This is a genomic window from Eubacterium sp. AF34-35BH (assembly GCF_003477765.1).
In the GTDB taxonomy this organism is placed as follows: domain Bacteria; phylum Bacillota; class Clostridia; order Lachnospirales; family Lachnospiraceae; genus Eubacterium_G.
Window position 1 is genome coordinate 12,593 of record NZ_QUDZ01000015.1, and the last position, 14,199, is coordinate 26,791.

General features: G+C 30.4%; 19 protein-coding genes. 3 read left to right on the top strand and 16 right to left on the bottom strand.

Annotation, left to right across the window (positions count from 1 at the left end):
• Window positions 1–166: 166 nt before the first annotated feature.
• The 13 genes from DWZ69_RS11785 to DWZ69_RS11845 all read right to left on the bottom strand — a co-directional run bounded on the left by DWZ69_RS11785 (window position 167) and on the right by DWZ69_RS11845 (window position 11,079).
• Window positions 167–439 carry a hypothetical protein gene (locus DWZ69_RS11785; RefSeq protein WP_118437173.1) on the bottom strand — a complete coding sequence of 91 codons (273 nt, stop codon included), beginning with the start codon at window positions 437–439 and terminating at the stop codon, window positions 167–169.
• 172 nt (window positions 440–611) lie between these two features.
• A complete protein-coding gene (locus tag DWZ69_RS11790; RefSeq protein ID WP_118437175.1) occupies window positions 612–839 on the bottom strand; it encodes a LexA repressor in 228 nt (75 codons plus the stop codon).
• A 141-nt stretch (window positions 840–980) separates the two neighbouring features.
• Window positions 981–1,478 (bottom strand): hypothetical protein, encoded by a 498-nt coding sequence (locus tag DWZ69_RS11795; RefSeq protein ID WP_118437176.1) that lies wholly within the window; start codon window positions 1,476–1,478, stop codon window positions 981–983.
• A gap of 9 nt (window positions 1,479–1,487) precedes the next feature.
• Window positions 1,488–2,117: a SpoVG family protein gene (locus DWZ69_RS11800; protein WP_118437178.1), complete on the bottom strand. Its 630-nt coding sequence runs from the start codon at window positions 2,115–2,117 to the stop codon at window positions 1,488–1,490.
• 3 nt (window positions 2,118–2,120) lie between these two features.
• Window positions 2,121–2,483: a hypothetical protein gene (locus DWZ69_RS11805; protein WP_118437180.1), complete on the bottom strand. Its 363-nt coding sequence runs from the start codon at window positions 2,481–2,483 to the stop codon at window positions 2,121–2,123.
• Window positions 2,484–2,746: 263 nt separating this feature from the next.
• Complete coding sequence (locus tag DWZ69_RS11810; protein WP_118437182.1) at window positions 2,747–3,475, bottom strand: hypothetical protein; 729 nt, start codon at window positions 3,473–3,475, stop codon at window positions 2,747–2,749.
• Window positions 3,476–3,492: 17 nt separating this feature from the next.
• Window positions 3,493–4,023, bottom strand: coding sequence for a hypothetical protein (locus DWZ69_RS11815; protein WP_118437184.1), 531 nt, complete (start codon window positions 4,021–4,023; stop codon window positions 3,493–3,495).
• Between the two features lie 283 nt (window positions 4,024–4,306).
• Window positions 4,307–5,029, bottom strand: coding sequence for a hypothetical protein (locus DWZ69_RS11820; protein WP_118437186.1), 723 nt, complete (start codon window positions 5,027–5,029; stop codon window positions 4,307–4,309).
• A gap of 225 nt (window positions 5,030–5,254) precedes the next feature.
• Window positions 5,255–6,061 (bottom strand): ABC transporter permease, encoded by an 807-nt coding sequence (locus DWZ69_RS11825; RefSeq protein WP_118437188.1) that lies wholly within the window; start codon window positions 6,059–6,061, stop codon window positions 5,255–5,257.
• A 4-nt stretch (window positions 6,062–6,065) separates the two neighbouring features.
• Window positions 6,066–6,284 (bottom strand): hypothetical protein, encoded by a 219-nt coding sequence (locus DWZ69_RS11830; protein WP_118437190.1) that lies wholly within the window; start codon window positions 6,282–6,284, stop codon window positions 6,066–6,068.
• Between the two features lie 2 nt (window positions 6,285–6,286).
• The gene (locus DWZ69_RS11835; protein ID WP_118437192.1) at window positions 6,287–7,303 is read right to left on the bottom strand and encodes a DUF5688 family protein; all 1,017 of its coding nucleotides are present in this window, start codon (window positions 7,301–7,303) and stop codon (window positions 6,287–6,289) included.
• A 417-nt stretch (window positions 7,304–7,720) separates the two neighbouring features.
• On the bottom strand, window positions 7,721–8,776 hold the full coding sequence (locus DWZ69_RS11840; RefSeq protein WP_118437194.1) for a fibronectin type III domain-containing protein: 1,056 nt from the start codon (window positions 8,774–8,776) through the stop codon (window positions 7,721–7,723).
• Entirely contained in the window at window positions 8,773–11,079 is a 2,307-nt protein-coding gene (locus tag DWZ69_RS11845; protein WP_118437196.1) for an Ig-like domain-containing protein, read from the bottom strand. Before DWZ69_RS11845 ends, DWZ69_RS11840 begins: the two co-directional genes overlap by 4 nt.
• A 199-nt stretch (window positions 11,080–11,278) precedes the next feature.
• On the opposite strand from DWZ69_RS11845, the gene DWZ69_RS11850 reads away from it, so the two are divergent.
• Genes DWZ69_RS11850 through DWZ69_RS11860 form a run of 3 tightly spaced genes read left to right on the top strand, consistent with a single transcriptional unit; the run spans window position 11,279 to window position 12,494 of the window.
• A complete protein-coding gene (locus DWZ69_RS11850) occupies window positions 11,279–11,638 on the top strand; it encodes a PadR family transcriptional regulator (RefSeq protein ID WP_118437198.1) in 360 nt (119 codons plus the stop codon).
• Window positions 11,619–11,993: a DUF6120 family protein gene (locus tag DWZ69_RS11855; RefSeq protein ID WP_118437200.1), complete on the top strand. Its 375-nt coding sequence runs from the start codon at window positions 11,619–11,621 to the stop codon at window positions 11,991–11,993. Before DWZ69_RS11850 ends, DWZ69_RS11855 begins: the two co-directional genes overlap by 20 nt.
• A gap of 30 nt (window positions 11,994–12,023) precedes the next feature.
• Window positions 12,024–12,494 carry a hypothetical protein gene (locus DWZ69_RS11860; protein WP_117908579.1) on the top strand — a complete coding sequence of 157 codons (471 nt, stop codon included), beginning with the start codon at window positions 12,024–12,026 and terminating at the stop codon, window positions 12,492–12,494.
• Between the two features lie 95 nt (window positions 12,495–12,589).
• On the opposite strand, the gene DWZ69_RS11865 is transcribed toward DWZ69_RS11860, so the two are convergent.
• The 3 genes from DWZ69_RS11865 to DWZ69_RS11875 all read right to left on the bottom strand — a co-directional run.
• A complete protein-coding gene (locus DWZ69_RS11865; RefSeq protein WP_118437202.1) occupies window positions 12,590–13,507 on the bottom strand; it encodes a hypothetical protein in 918 nt (305 codons plus the stop codon).
• Window positions 13,508–13,552: 45 nt separating this feature from the next.
• Window positions 13,553–13,798, bottom strand: a complete 246-nt coding sequence (locus DWZ69_RS11870; protein WP_118437204.1) for a hypothetical protein — start codon at window positions 13,796–13,798, stop codon at window positions 13,553–13,555.
• Between the two features lie 170 nt (window positions 13,799–13,968).
• Window positions 13,969–14,199, bottom strand: a 231-nt coding sequence (locus DWZ69_RS11875; protein ID WP_118437206.1) for a CAP domain-containing protein, incomplete at its 5' end; no start/stop codon positions are given.

Consider the following 14,199-nt stretch of genomic DNA (forward strand, 5'->3'; position numbering starts at 1 on the left):
GCTCATAATGCTTTTCCCTTTTTCGTAGGCATATAAGGAATCCTTTGATATGTCTAAGTCTTCCGCTGCCTTTTCTCTGGAACTGTTAGCCTTTTTCCTAAGCATCTCTAGTCGTATGCCGACCCCTGTTTTGTCATATTCAAACTCTATCACCAAATCACCTCCACTACATCCATACGTTATGTGGAGGACGAGGTCCTTCCTGTCTGACTGCAACTGTTAGTTTCTTTGGCAGTGATTCCTCTGCCATCTTGCGGGTACCATACAGTCTGCTTACTCTTACTGCTATTGCTCCATCTGTATCAGCAAATCTTACTGTACAGAAATCTCTGCTTATCTTTATGATTGTAACTTTTCTTACACTGCGATTACTCTCAATAATGTAGGCTTCATCTACTACATTAAATGTATTCTTTCCATTAGTATCTATTCTGTTCAATTGTGTTTCTCCTTGTTATACAAATATTTAATCATTAAATTTTTGTACTCACAAAGGATGGGAAACTATTCCTTGTAAGCCTTATGTAACCATCATCTGCGCCTGTTTAGCTTTACGCACATGACCTGTTATTCAGCTGATCTTATACTTCGGTAATTTCCATCTCACACATCTACTGTAATATTGTAATTGCTCTAGGATGTGTAGGATATCTTTTTATGTATCCCTTTGTTTCTAAAGCCTTTAAATGCCCAACTATAGATGATGTGGAAGCTAAACCTGTTAATTTGCACAACTCTCTGACGGTGGATGCAAAACCGTATTCCTGTACATGAGCTACAATGCTGTCATATATCTGTAACTGTCTTTTGCTCAAATCTTCTGTAGACACCTGGTTCATCTCCCTTCTGCTTAAGTTTTCATTTCTCTTACTTCATTCCGGATAGAAGTCCAGCTTTTATTCGAATGTGTGTTCGATTCCTGCTGTAGTGTCATTATATAACTTCCTCTTTCATTTGTAAAGTATAAAAACATTTTCATTTTACTGTACTGTCTTTCTGTAACCTAACCAAAGATTGTCTATAATGTCTAACACAACATTTACCACAAATGCTTTTTCCTCTGCATTAGCCTTTGCTATACACATTGGATGTTCCTTAAACTTACTCTTTACTATTTTCTGAATTTCACCTACATATAACGGATCAGGTAATATTCTTGCCTCTTCATTTTCCAGACAAATCTTTATTCCAAACAAATGCATCAATGCTATAAAAATGTTTATTTCTGTCACGTCACACGCAACACTTACTAATGAATTGGTATAGATCGTACTTGTTGTAAATAAGTTTTCCTTTATAAACTGTTTTAACCATTCACGTCTAATACCTTCATTGTCTTCTTTCGAGCTGTCAATGCAAATATGTACATTGCTTAGTTCCTGCTTTGGAATACACGCAATACTCTTCATTATTTCCATTCTTACGTCATCGTCTGACAATCCATCTTTTCTAAAAATTACACATATATTTTTGTCCATAAGTTCCTCCTACCTAAATGGCAAGCTATCTTTGTCCATTTCATCAATCTTCTGAAATTCTTCCTGCTGTTTCTGCTTTATAACATCATTTTCCTTTAAAATTGCATCATACAATTCAGTTCTAAATTCCTTTGTTATTGGAAAACAAACATCTTCATATTCTTTTTCACCATTTTCCTTGCTTACAAGCTGTGACGGCATTGCCACAAATGAACCTTTTTCGCTTGGAATCACTTTCACATTATTTATAACAAAACATTTTTCAAAATAAATGCATCCCAAAGCTTCTATGTTTTCCCCTCCGAAAATTTTTAGGGCAATTCCAAATTCAAACTTGCCATCTTTCCCTTTTACTTCATGTTCTTTCTTATCATTCATGTAAGTATCAATTATGTTTCCGTAAAGTTCATCCCTAAATTCCTTCGTTGTAGGATTACAAAAATCCTTGTATATAGGCTTACCATTTTCATCCATCCTGCTACTTTTATAACTTGGCATTGCTACAAACAGAGTATTGTTTTTCCCTTCTCTAACTGTTATTCCTGTTACAACAAAACAATCATTAAATGTAACTGAGGCATATGCCTTGGTACTCCATTCATTATTTTTTGTCTTGTATACTTTTATCTTATAATTCATCTGCTATTCCTCACTTCCTATAATATTTTCCAAACAATTTCTTTCTTCCTTATCAAGTTCAATAATAAGATAATCATTTCCATTCGTAGTTTTTGATTTACTACAAATCTTTTTGGTTATTCTTAAAAGAATACTCATTTCTTTTATTTTCCTTAATATTTCCTGAAATGTTTTAGTTTCAATTTTTTGCTGTTCTCTTTCATATTCTTTTATCTTTCGAACATAATATTCCGAAAACATGCTTAATGCATCCTGATTCATCTTTCGGTTAGTCACTGTTCTTCCAGAACGTTCCCATTCCCTTTCCAAAACGTTAAAAAGATAATTAATTTCTCTAAATTCGTGCTTTCCACCTATATATTTCACTGATTCGCTCCTCTCTTTCTTTTAAAATTATGTAATAAAAAATGCCCTATTAAAACTCATGGTATTAAACCTAGAATTTTAATAAGGCATTTATTTTGTTGTCTTTAGTTATTGATCAATTCCTTTGACTCTATAATTTTATCAAAAATAAAATATGTTGTCGAATTCTACTATGGTTAAAATTTTAGTATATGAACCAAAAATATATATGTTTTTTTGCTCCATATAATTGTTTATTTTTATCTCGTAACAAAATACTTGTTTTATTTAACAAACTCTTTATCTATATCATTGTCACTTTTAACACGTTCATAATTCTGCTCATCAACAAGTTTATTTTTGATTTTTTCAAACTCTTTGTCCCATTTTTCCAAAACATCTGAATTTCCGTTTTGTTTTGTATGCTTACTTACATATTTTTTCTCCAAAGATTTTACATATTTCTGCACTGGTAAGAGTTTTTTGTAAACCTCAAACTCATAATTCCAATAATCCTCTTCTGAATCAAACTTATTTACTATTTCCATTACTTCATCTTTATTATCAGAATTATTGATATTCTTTTTTAATTCTTCTATATATGCTTTTACTTCATCGTCAGTTACATCAAACCCATTCTTTATTGCTTCTACATATAATGCATTTTGTTCTTCTACATGATCTATAGCTTTCTGCTTTGCATCTTTTTTTGTGTCTCCTATAATTTCATAATAATCTTGAGCCTGTTCAACTTCATCCTTAGTTATCAGAATGTCTTCCCCTGCTTCATATACATTCTCTAAGGCCTCTGTATTTTGAGAATATTGACCTTCTAATGCTAATTTATACTCTGCTACACCATTGTCACTTTTTTTCTCTTTCTCATAGTTAGTAGCAAGCACGCTGCCCCACTGCTCAATTTTCTTTTCTTTTTGCATTCCATAACTTACTAGAGGAACTCCTACAACTATTCCCATTGATAATACTGCTACCATTACTAATCCTTTTTTCATAATGCTCTCCTCCTATCCTATTTAGTATTTAGTCTCATAGTTAAACTTCCACTATGAATGAGTGGAATTCCACCACTGCAACTTGCTTGAAAATTAATTACCATTTTGTTAGTTGTTGTATTTTTATATGTGAAGTTTTTTCCATTTCTAATTGCTGTAAAATATTCCCATGTTCCATCCGACATTGCATCACATGTAGTCCATTTTTTGAAAGTATGCAATACCTTGTCATTTTTATCTTTATAAGATATGTTATTTAATAATCTAAAAGACGGTCTAGTTGTTGCATACGATGTTTTATATGCATAATATATTTCTCTACGATAGTATTTATTCATTGAATCCGCCTTTGGTGTATAATTTTCTGTGTAATTCACATATACCCTAATAGTAGACCAACCACCTTCAGGTACTGCAAATTGATAATCTTTTGTTGTACTTTTATGCTTAACATTAGCCGCCTGTACGTCAATTAAACCTTTATTTCCTGCTACAATTTCAAATACCATAATCATGCAAAACAGTATCCCCATAACCTTTTTTCTCATGTTTCATTCCTCTCTTTCATCTTTATAGGTTTACATCTCTATTTTTTTCATCACATATCACCTTTCACTCCTTTCATTAAAAATCAATCTTTTATTTAAGTTAACAATATCACTTGCAATTACCTTTGTCAATAATTACTTTATTTACTTAGGTGTTTATATATCTTTGTTTATTATATGGCATTATTTATATAAACTTTGATTTCATATAAAAAATACCTTATCAAAACTCATACTAAAAAAGCAGAATCTTAATAAGGTATTTATTATTTGTTTTATTTCTTTAATAACCTGTTGAAATTGACACACTCTTTATACTGTTTTTATAAAAATAAAATTCAATATAATCTCTATAATTATCATAAGAATCATCTTTATAATATTTAAGATATATTGATTTTTCTTCCTTACTAATTTTAGGATTTTTATATCCTAATGACTTCATTTTCCCTTTAACATCTTTTACTGTGCTATTGTATGTTAATCCTCCAATAAATGAAACTTTTTCAGAATCGGTTTTAGGATTATAAAAGGTAGCCGCATAAATTGTGCAATCTTGGATTTTCTTTGTTTTAGAAGAATCATTTACTACTGAAACAACAACCCCGCCCGGATAAGTTCCAATTCTTCCACCAGTTGTTATATATCCACTTGATAAATCACTATTTGCATACTTCTCACTCCATATCCAACCTAGTTTTTCAAATGATTCCTTTGTTGCCGGTAATTTAATTTGTATTCCATTAACAGTAACATTTGTAAAATCAGAACTGTCTTGAGTAGATGCATCTGTCTTTTCTTTTGATTTTTCACTTGTATTACTCTCCTGACTATTTTGAGAAACCTCAGTAGTCTCTATAGCTGTTGAAGAAACTTCAGTAGTCTCTTTTTTTTGAGTTGTTTCCGTTGATTTGTTTGATTCATCATTGTTCTTGCCACCACATCCAACAAGCACTGCTACACTTAATGTTGTAATCATAAGTAATTTAAAAAATCTTTGTTTCATGTTTTATTTTTCTCCTTTTAATAAAAATTCATTATTTTGCTGTACAGGAATTTCTAATTTATTATCTTTCCTTCAGCATCGTATATTATTACATTTTCTTTTTTCATTCTCTTTATAAAATTTCTCTTTCCTATCAGCAATGGATCTACTGAAAAAGACATCCTCTTTTTTCTTGTGCTTTTTTGACAACTTTAAAATCAAAAATTTCAATTATCCCAGAATCAGTTATACTTCCACATTATTTGTAACCACAAAAGACAATGCTGTAAATATAACTAAATAAACAACTGCACATATAGCACTTCTTGTCACTATATCCGATGCCACACCCGTTTCTGATAATGATTCTAAGCATCCGGTTAAGGTGTAATTAACTATTTTAATCTTTTCACTGTTTATAACAGCATCTGCTAGTCCTGATATCAAAGGTATTATATTAAGTATAATAATAGCTAATGCTATTGCTCCTCCCGATTTTTTGCATATCATTCCAAGCAAGAAAAATCCCGAACTAAAGGCACAAATAACCAGCGTCTGCACTGCTAATTGTAATATTGAATCATTGGTCAGTTTTGTATCAAAGCCATAAAAAATACCTGCAATAATTCCACCAACTGCCATAACAAAAACACTGTACAGAATACTAATGGACATTGTTACGATAAATTTAGATAGCCATACACGAGATCTCCTATATCCTTTAGATATAACATTTTTTATTGCTCCATTTGAATAATCCATACATGTAAAAAGCGAAACAACCACCGCAAGAAAAATTGTTATACTAACACCATTAGCAGCACCATTAATAAAATCATTCATATTAAAATTTTCATTCTTCAAACTTGGATTGACACCAACCTCAACAGTAACATTTCCTGTTGTGCTTTCTTGAGCCTTTACCGCATTTTTCTCATAGTAATTTATGGTTGCTATGGCAACTAAAAGAGAAATTGTCATAACAATAGCACATATATAAAATGATTTCATGTGTAACAATTTTCTATATTCAAAATGTATAAGATGTGTCATAATTTTATTCACCTATCCTTTCAATAAAATATTTTTCAAGATTTTGAGAGTCTTGTTCTATTCTGCTAACATATAAATCGTTTTTTGATAATATCTGATTGATTTTTGCACCATCATCAAAATGAGAATAGACAACTATGCTATTATCGTTAACCTCAATTTCGCCATAGTTGGCAACTTCATTTTTTATTCTCTCTGCTAATTTCTTTTTAAAGTCTTCCACAACTATCTTCCCTCTCTTTCCAGGTTTGATATTGCCCCACGGTCAACATCATCAAGACTCTTGTTTATCGTGTCTGTTGCAAGTCTTAGTGTCCTTAAATCTTTGTCGTAGCAATACACCTGATTTGAAAGTCTGTCATCAATGTCTACCTGCTCCATATTGATTTCATAAACCATTTCTGCAAGGTCATCAGGGGAACCCATATCTGCCGACACAGCAATAACTTCATGTACACTTGAAGGTAAAATATATAAATCACTTCCAAACTTTTCTGCCAATTCGTGTAGTGGCTCTTCATACAAAATTGAAGCTGCTCCATACAATTTACTTTCGTTTGTTATAACGTACATTGAACGTTCATCCTGAGTTTCCATCATTACTTCTTTGAATTCTTCCTCCATTTCTCCACTAAGTTCACTGTCACCAAATATGATTTCGCTAATGACTTCATTCATATTCTTAACTAATACAGGGAATAATTCCTTTGTGTTTTTGTTTGCCGCATTGTACAAATCATTTTCCGTAAGACCTTCCTTCTTTGCCAAATCATTGTCAACAAGATTTGTATATGTTCCCAAAGAATCATTTCCAAGATTCCATCTATACACAATTGCAAGGTCCTCAAACTCCCTATGGGGAACCGTCTTTAATAACTCTTTGTTCTGCTCGGCATTTATTAAAGTAAAAAACACGTTATCTTTAAGTATTGATGTATCCAAAAGCTCTGCCTGGATTTCATCATTAAATGACTTGATTCCTCTTTCCATTGTTTCAGCTGCAATTCTTATGACCTCTTCATATTTTCCTGTTCTCTCATATTCTTCATAAAGATTATTTACATATATAGTTGGTGTGGCATTTTTTAACCCCGGAATGTCATAGAAATTCAATCCATCAACTTCACGGTTGGTTTTATTAACCTTTCTGATTACAACTCCACAATCCTTGTACTTTTCGTCCATATAATCTTTAATATCATCCTTAATTTTTTCCTTAAATTCTTCGTAATTTAAATTCATGTTCGTCCTCCTAAAAAATCCTTAATTTTAATTTTTGCTCTGTTTCACTCTTATGGTGGAACAACTAAAATGCTTTCACTTTTCATAAGACACCTCCATTTTTGCAATAAAAAATGCCTTATTGAAAAACAGTCAGTTATCAAACTACTGTTTTCAATAAGGCATTTATTTATTTTTGATTTAAAGTTTTAAGGCTTGTTGCTCTCAAACTTTATGGTTATATTTTACTATTGCGGTGTATCGATGTCGAATTCTAACATGGATGGGATTTAGGATAATAAACCATATTGTGGTTTAAATTATTCGATGAGTGTAAAAAAAGAAAAGATTGGGACGCGGGTTCCCAACCTTTTCTTTAATCTTCCTCCTGTTTACTGTTATCACTATACTACAATATACTTATATATAACTTTTCCATTATTTTGTTTTTGTAGCAATCCAATGATTAGTTATTTTATATGCATTGTCATCAAATGATTTATTAGCATCATATTCAACTGTTACATTATCACCAACAGTAAATATTACGCATCCCTTTTCGAAGTATATATCTATAGGATATGGATATTCTTCTATTAGTTTTTTTATAGCATCTTTGATTGTAGAAATATTTTTGATATCTGGAATTCCAATTATTTCACCATTACTATTTACCGTTATGTCCCCATATTTATCTTCATCATTACTAATAGTAAAAAATTCTGCTATATCACATATTTCTTTTTTATAATCTGTCAACAAGCTGTTTATTTCTTTAATCCCACCATGATATAAAGAAAACTTTTCCGGTCTGGCATAATTAACTACATTAATTTCGATTTTACCAATAACACCATTATGAGCCCTCGCTGAAATTGTTACACTTCCACTTTTTGTTCCTGATATTATTTTTCCTTTTTTATTAACTTTTAGCACTTCCGGATTATCGCTTGACCATCTAATCTTATCAGATACAAGTCTTGTTTTTAACGAATTGCTTCTAGCATCTTCAACGAGATTAACATACAATTGATCTGTTGAACAAATTCCTATCTCTTTTTCTTTATTTTGTTTGTAAATTTTTACACTTTTACCTTTTGCTACATTTACAATCCTTGCTTTTTCACCATACGTTCTAGCAGATACATAATATGTTTTTTCACCGTATTTTTTCCTATTTTTTTTCTTTCTAAAAGCTACTATTTTGTACTTATAAATTTTATGTATTTTTAGATTTTTGTCTGTGAATTTACACTTTTTTGCTCCGAGTGTTTTTATAACTTTATACTTCTTTTTACTTTTTTGGTAACGATATATTTTATACCCTGTAGCATTATCTACCTTGCTCCATTTCAATTTCAATGTATGCGAATCTTTACACCATACAATCAAGTTTTTAGGGGTACCTATTTCTGTTGTTTTTGCATTTACATTATCTATTTTCATCGCTATAACTAATACAAGTGTAAGCGAAATTATTATCATTTTTTTCATTTCTTTTCCTCCACATAATAATCATTTCTATTCTTTATAACATCAGAAAAAACAGTACCTAATTTGGGATTTGTTTTATAGGATTGTAAATTTCTCCATGGTCTTCCCTGAGACAAACTATAAGCATAAAGCATCATTTCTATATCATTTGGTAACAAATATTCATTTTCAGTTATTTCAACCATAATATTATCATACCTTGTTCCCTTTTTATATTTTTTGTAAAAAATGCCTGTCTCATCATTATCTGCAAATCTGTCATGACCGTCATCTGGATAACCGTCATCCAATCCAAGTGCATGTCCCATCTCATGGGCAATTATATACATATAACGGTCCTGTCTCTCTTTTATGGTTTCACCCAAATATTCTCCTTGTTTCAATGCATCTCTTATATCTGTCATATAAATAAATGTTGTATATTTATAATCACCTGTTCCTGTATAATACCAATAATCACCTATTTTTCCGCCATCGATATGCTCACCTGCAACTTGGACCTCATAAAAATGTTGATTATCATTATAGCTACCAAAATCTTTATCATGAATTATAGGTTTAACAGTATAATTTATTCCCACAAATTCATTCTTATCATTAGCAACATCAATAGAATACCATTTTTTTATTCCGGCTTTTATCATATCAATATATGTCTTATTGCCATATCCTAATGTTCGGGAAGCTTTAGCCCTGTTGTTCTTTTTATCATATGTTACAAATTCATAGTAAATATGTATTTCCAAAGTATCACCTGTAAATCTATATTTTATAGGTGAATAATATTCATTAAACACTGAATATTCATTAATATTAACACTTTCGTCTAAACAAACAAAAGGATAATTTTTCTTAAAATAATCTATATTTTTTCGTTTATCAATATTATATTTGCTTTTACACCCAACCTCATTACTAAATGTTGTCTTGTTGTCTTTCCATACAATCTTTAGTCTATAATCATATTTAGTAAAGTATTTAATACTTTTATCTATATAAGATGTTTTTATTCCTGATAATGTTTTAATTTTCTTATATTTATCTCCTTCTTTTTTCCTAAGTATAGTTATTTTTTTTGCGTTTTTTAATTTTTTCCATGATAATTTAATACTCTTTGTTTTTTGTGCTGTAGCATTCAAAACTACTTTTCTTTTTTTCTTAGCTTTGACTATTTTGCTTTGTATATTAGACATTCCTTTTCTTTTGCAAATCACTTTATACCAATATTTTTTATTATTTTTGACCTTATTATCAATAAATTTATTTTGATTAAATGATAAAGTTTTTACTTTCTTGAACTTTTTTGACATGCTCTCTTTTCGCATGATAATATATTGTTTTGCAGCTTCCTGTTTGTTCCATTTTACTTTAATCTTTTTGTTTCTAATCCAATTAGCATTAACTTTAAAAGAACTACTTTTTTTGTTTGCAAAACTCTGTTCATCCCAGCTATATTCACTTTTATCTTTAACAATAATTTGACATTTCTTAGTTAATTCATGCTTTGCGGTGTATATGGTTACATTGGCTTGACCAACTTTTTTTGTCTTAAGGTTGCCATTTTGATCCACAGTAACAATACGATTATTATCAGAAGAATAGTATAATCTCTTGTTAGTTGCGAAATTCGGTAATACTTTTGCATTCAAACAAATACTATCTCCTAAATTCAACACATACTCTTCTTCAACTTCAATTTCTGTTGCTTGAACATCAATGTATTTTTTCTCAACAAACCCTGTATCTTTGTCATCCTCAAATTTAGTTCCATCCATTGTTCGAATCAAATAAAAATCATTACATAATGCTACAACATTAACCGTTGTACCCTTTTTACACTCTCCTTTATTATCATTATTTTCAACGTCAGCATTTACTGATGCTCCTCGATAAATTGTAGCTTTTGAGTTAAATATGCCCACGTATGATTCCGTACCCTTATAAACAGATATAAAAAGTCTTTCTTTATATTTTTTCCCAGTTGTCGTTTCAATACTTAATGTGACATAACCTACCCCTTCACTTACACCACTAATATAATTCTTTCCATTCTCTTCAACAATTTTAAAAGAAGATGGATTATCACTGGAATAAGCACTCTTCTTCACTTTTCCGTCTTTTAATTCAAACGAAAGTTCTTCACTTCTGCTGCCTTCCGCTATCGCTTTATGATGTCTGGGTGTCGTACTATCTCCTAAAAAAATTTTAACTGTTCCATCTGCAGCGTAAATATTAATACTAGATACATCCACACTTGAAAACAAAACTGTTATTGCTAGTAAAAATGTTAGTATTTTCTTCATAATTTTCCCCCTCTCTTGTTTAATATTAATAAAATATATTTAGACAATTTTTATATTATATGTCAATATCATCATAGCACATGACAATGCCTGTATCAACCATTACTTTATATACTTATGTATTTACATTTTTACTATATTTACATTAAATTATATATGTATTATAATTGTAATACACATTTTAATTAGGAGCACTTGTATGAATATTCGAGATAACTTTAAAAAGGGGTACGTTGAAATGCTTATATTAAATTTTCTTTCAGAAAAAGATTTATATGGGTATGAAATGACACAATTGGTAATAGAGCGTGGCGGTGGATATATAAAGATTCCTGAAGGTTCTCTTTATCCCACTCTTTATAAACTAGAAGACAAGCATATGATTTCATCATATCAAAAACAAGTTGGTAAACGTCTAAAAAGAATATATTATCATCTTGAAGATCAGGGATTAGAATATCTTAACGAACTAATTAAGGAATATTATGCTGTTAATGAATGCATTACAAAAATTTTAGAATTTTCAAAAGGAGCAAAAGATGAAAACAACATTGAATAACAATATTCAAAAAGCATATATTAAAAATATCAAAAAACAATTAAAAATCTCATCTAAATATAAGAGAACTCTATTAAACGATTTAGAAATTAATATTGACAGTTATATATCTGAACATCCTAATACTACTTATAAGGATTTAGTTGAGAATTTTGGAACTCCAGAAGATGTTTCAGAGTCATTTTATGAATCTCTTAGTTCCGATGAAATTAAAAAACAGCAAAAATTGAAAAAGCACATCATTATTATTGCCATCGTAGTTGGTTTAATATGCGTTTTTTCTTTTATTCATTACTATCAAAATCTAAACAAAGATTTACCATCCTACACCATTGAGAAAATTGAAGAATCTTAGGAAACAAACGATAATAATTAGGAGGGACTTATGAAAAAATTATTTATTTTATTCTCTATGATGCTATGCAGTGTATTGTATTACACTAACACTTTTGCAAACGTTATTGACAACTCTTCTGTTTACAGTGAGACCACAGATTTTTATGATGATGGTTACATTGTTGTGGAAATAGTTACAAACGACTCAAATAACATAGCATCATATTCAGCATCCAAATCTAAAACTGCAACAAAAAAAATTTCTTACTATACATCATCAAACAAATTGTTGTGGACAGTACATTTATCCGGAACTTTTAGTTACAACGGTTCTTCATCCAGTTGTACTAAAGCATCATGTTCTATTAGTAATTTAGATTCTAACTGGTCTGTTAAATCCAAATCAGCTACAAAATCAAAAAATACCGCCCATGCAAAAGTCACTATGCATCAAAAAGGTGGTGGCGATTTAAGTAAAGAACTTACTTTAACATGTGATAAAAATGGTAAATTAAAATAAACACAATCTTCTCTTTGGTGTAGATATTAATAAAACCACTAAATATCTGTATTATACAAATATTTAGTGGTTATTTTAATTTCCATTAATTCATACTAAATTCCTCTTAATTGATCTTTATCCACATCTCCACCCAAAATTTTTTGGTTTTTAACATAAGACTTTAATATCTTTTGAGATAAATTCCACAATTTTTTTGAAACAGAATATGTTGAATCACTTATTTCTTTCTGAACTTTTTCATCTAATACAGGAATATAGACATCATTTAGCAAATCCTCAACCTGGACTCTTGCTCTTGATGATGACGAACCTGTAGATAATCTGATAATCTGTTTAATAACCCATTCATTTTGAAGTATCGCGCAAATTACATACCTGTTTTCTTCAGATATGTACTTGTTCTTCTTGTATAATATTCTGTATATTTCCTTTGACATTATACCAAAAGGTTTTACAGGTGGTGCAATTGCTACTCTATTTATTCTCGGATTAATCCTTGTAAACAAAATATCTCCTCCATAAAATAAGTGAAATGAATCTCCTATTTCCTTACCACTCACTTTTCTCACATTAGTTATACTTCCTGTTTGTGGTGAAATATCCAGAACTTTTAAATAGTTATATATAGTATTTGCTCTTACCGAAACACTCTCATTCACAACAGAACACACTTCTGCTAATGGGATTACTTCTTTGTACAACTCTTCTAATTTCTTTTTATCTATTTTATTTAATAAATAATTTGCATCAATACGATAATTTGTTATAAGATTATGCTCTATCCATCCACACTCGCCATCATTAGATGTAACTTTAATTCCTTCGAATACTTCATCTGTCATATATTCGAATTCCTGTAAATCATTTTTTTCAGTCTGTTTATATGACTTTTTACCTTGCTCGTATCCTATTTCACTTGCTTTTCCCAAAAAAACAAACTGTGCATATACCCAAGCCTTATTACTTTTATTCTTGCTTATGGCATACCAATATCCAATTTTAGCTTCCAAAGCATCTTTCTTATTTGAACTGTCACTGCTAATTGTCTTTGTCTTTTAAATATAGGTATATCCGGTATGACATGCCAATCCCAAATCCATACAAAAAACCGGCTTTTCATTTACAAGTGTCTGTAACCATATGCCACTTTCACTTTTTGAACCCACGTTGACTGTTCCAAGCTTTCCTAAAGAATCCAAAGATGCTGTTCCTGATGCTGCTTTTACATTACTTGTTGGCAATGTGGCTGTAAGTAACATTACCATTGCCAATAATCCTGCTATAATTCTCTTTAATTTCATTTTCACATTTCCTCCTAAAAATTTCGTCTGCATGCAATCAATTGGTAATCTCGACTATCGTCTCGATGTCCATTGACCACCTTATAGAAATTCGTGCAAGCACGATTTCTGTATGGTGGTTTATTGCGCAAAAAAAGAACGCCTTAACTTAATAAGACGTTCTAACTATTTTATTTACTTATTTCATTGAGTATTTTGTCTACATTAATGTCTGAAAACAATGCTCCCCAATATGTGCCGTTACCTGATTCGTAACATGCTATTGCTCCACTTTTATGACTGGTACTTTTTAAATTATTGTAATGTCCCGGACTGTTCTTCCACTGTTTCATTGCGTCTTTATAATTAGTTGCACCCATTGCAATATTCTCACCTGAAACATATGGCTCTCCATATTCCAT

What these genes read in the sequence shown, in the direction of transcription:
- DWZ69_RS11810 (WP_118437182.1), bottom strand. Translation starts at nt 3,475, where the DNA reads ATGAAAAAAGGATTAGTAATGGTAGCAGTATTATCAATGGGAATAGTT.
- DWZ69_RS11845 (WP_118437196.1), bottom strand. Translation starts at nt 11,079, where the DNA reads ATGAAGAAAATACTAACATTTTTACTAGCAATAACAGTTTTGTTTTCA.
- DWZ69_RS11835 (WP_118437192.1), bottom strand. Translation starts at nt 7,303, where the DNA reads ATGAATTTAAATTACGAAGAATTTAAGGAAAAAATTAAGGATGATATT.
- DWZ69_RS11795 (WP_118437176.1), bottom strand. Translation starts at nt 1,478, where the DNA reads ATGGACAAAAATATATGTGTAATTTTTAGAAAAGATGGATTGTCAGAC.
- DWZ69_RS11855 (WP_118437200.1), top strand. Translation starts at nt 11,619, where the DNA reads ATGAAAACAACATTGAATAACAATATTCAAAAAGCATATATTAAAAAT.
- DWZ69_RS11815 (WP_118437184.1), bottom strand. Translation starts at nt 4,023, where the DNA reads ATGAGAAAAAAGGTTATGGGGATACTGTTTTGCATGATTATGGTATTT.
- DWZ69_RS11870 (WP_118437204.1), bottom strand. Translation starts at nt 13,798, where the DNA reads ATGAAATTAAAGAGAATTATAGCAGGATTATTGGCAATGGTAATGTTA.
- DWZ69_RS11820 (WP_118437186.1), bottom strand. Translation starts at nt 5,029, where the DNA reads ATGAAACAAAGATTTTTTAAATTACTTATGATTACAACATTAAGTGTA.
- DWZ69_RS11860 (WP_117908579.1), top strand. Translation starts at nt 12,024, where the DNA reads ATGAAAAAATTATTTATTTTATTCTCTATGATGCTATGCAGTGTATTG.
- DWZ69_RS11825 (WP_118437188.1), bottom strand. Translation starts at nt 6,061, where the DNA reads ATGACACATCTTATACATTTTGAATATAGAAAATTGTTACACATGAAA.
- DWZ69_RS11800 (WP_118437178.1), bottom strand. Translation starts at nt 2,117, where the DNA reads ATGAATTATAAGATAAAAGTATACAAGACAAAAAATAATGAATGGAGT.
- DWZ69_RS11850 (WP_118437198.1), top strand. Translation starts at nt 11,279, where the DNA reads ATGAATATTCGAGATAACTTTAAAAAGGGGTACGTTGAAATGCTTATA.
- DWZ69_RS11840 (WP_118437194.1), bottom strand. Translation starts at nt 8,776, where the DNA reads ATGAAAAAAATGATAATAATTTCGCTTACACTTGTATTAGTTATAGCG.
- DWZ69_RS11790 (WP_118437175.1), bottom strand. Translation starts at nt 839, where the DNA reads ATGAACCAGGTGTCTACAGAAGATTTGAGCAAAAGACAGTTACAGATA.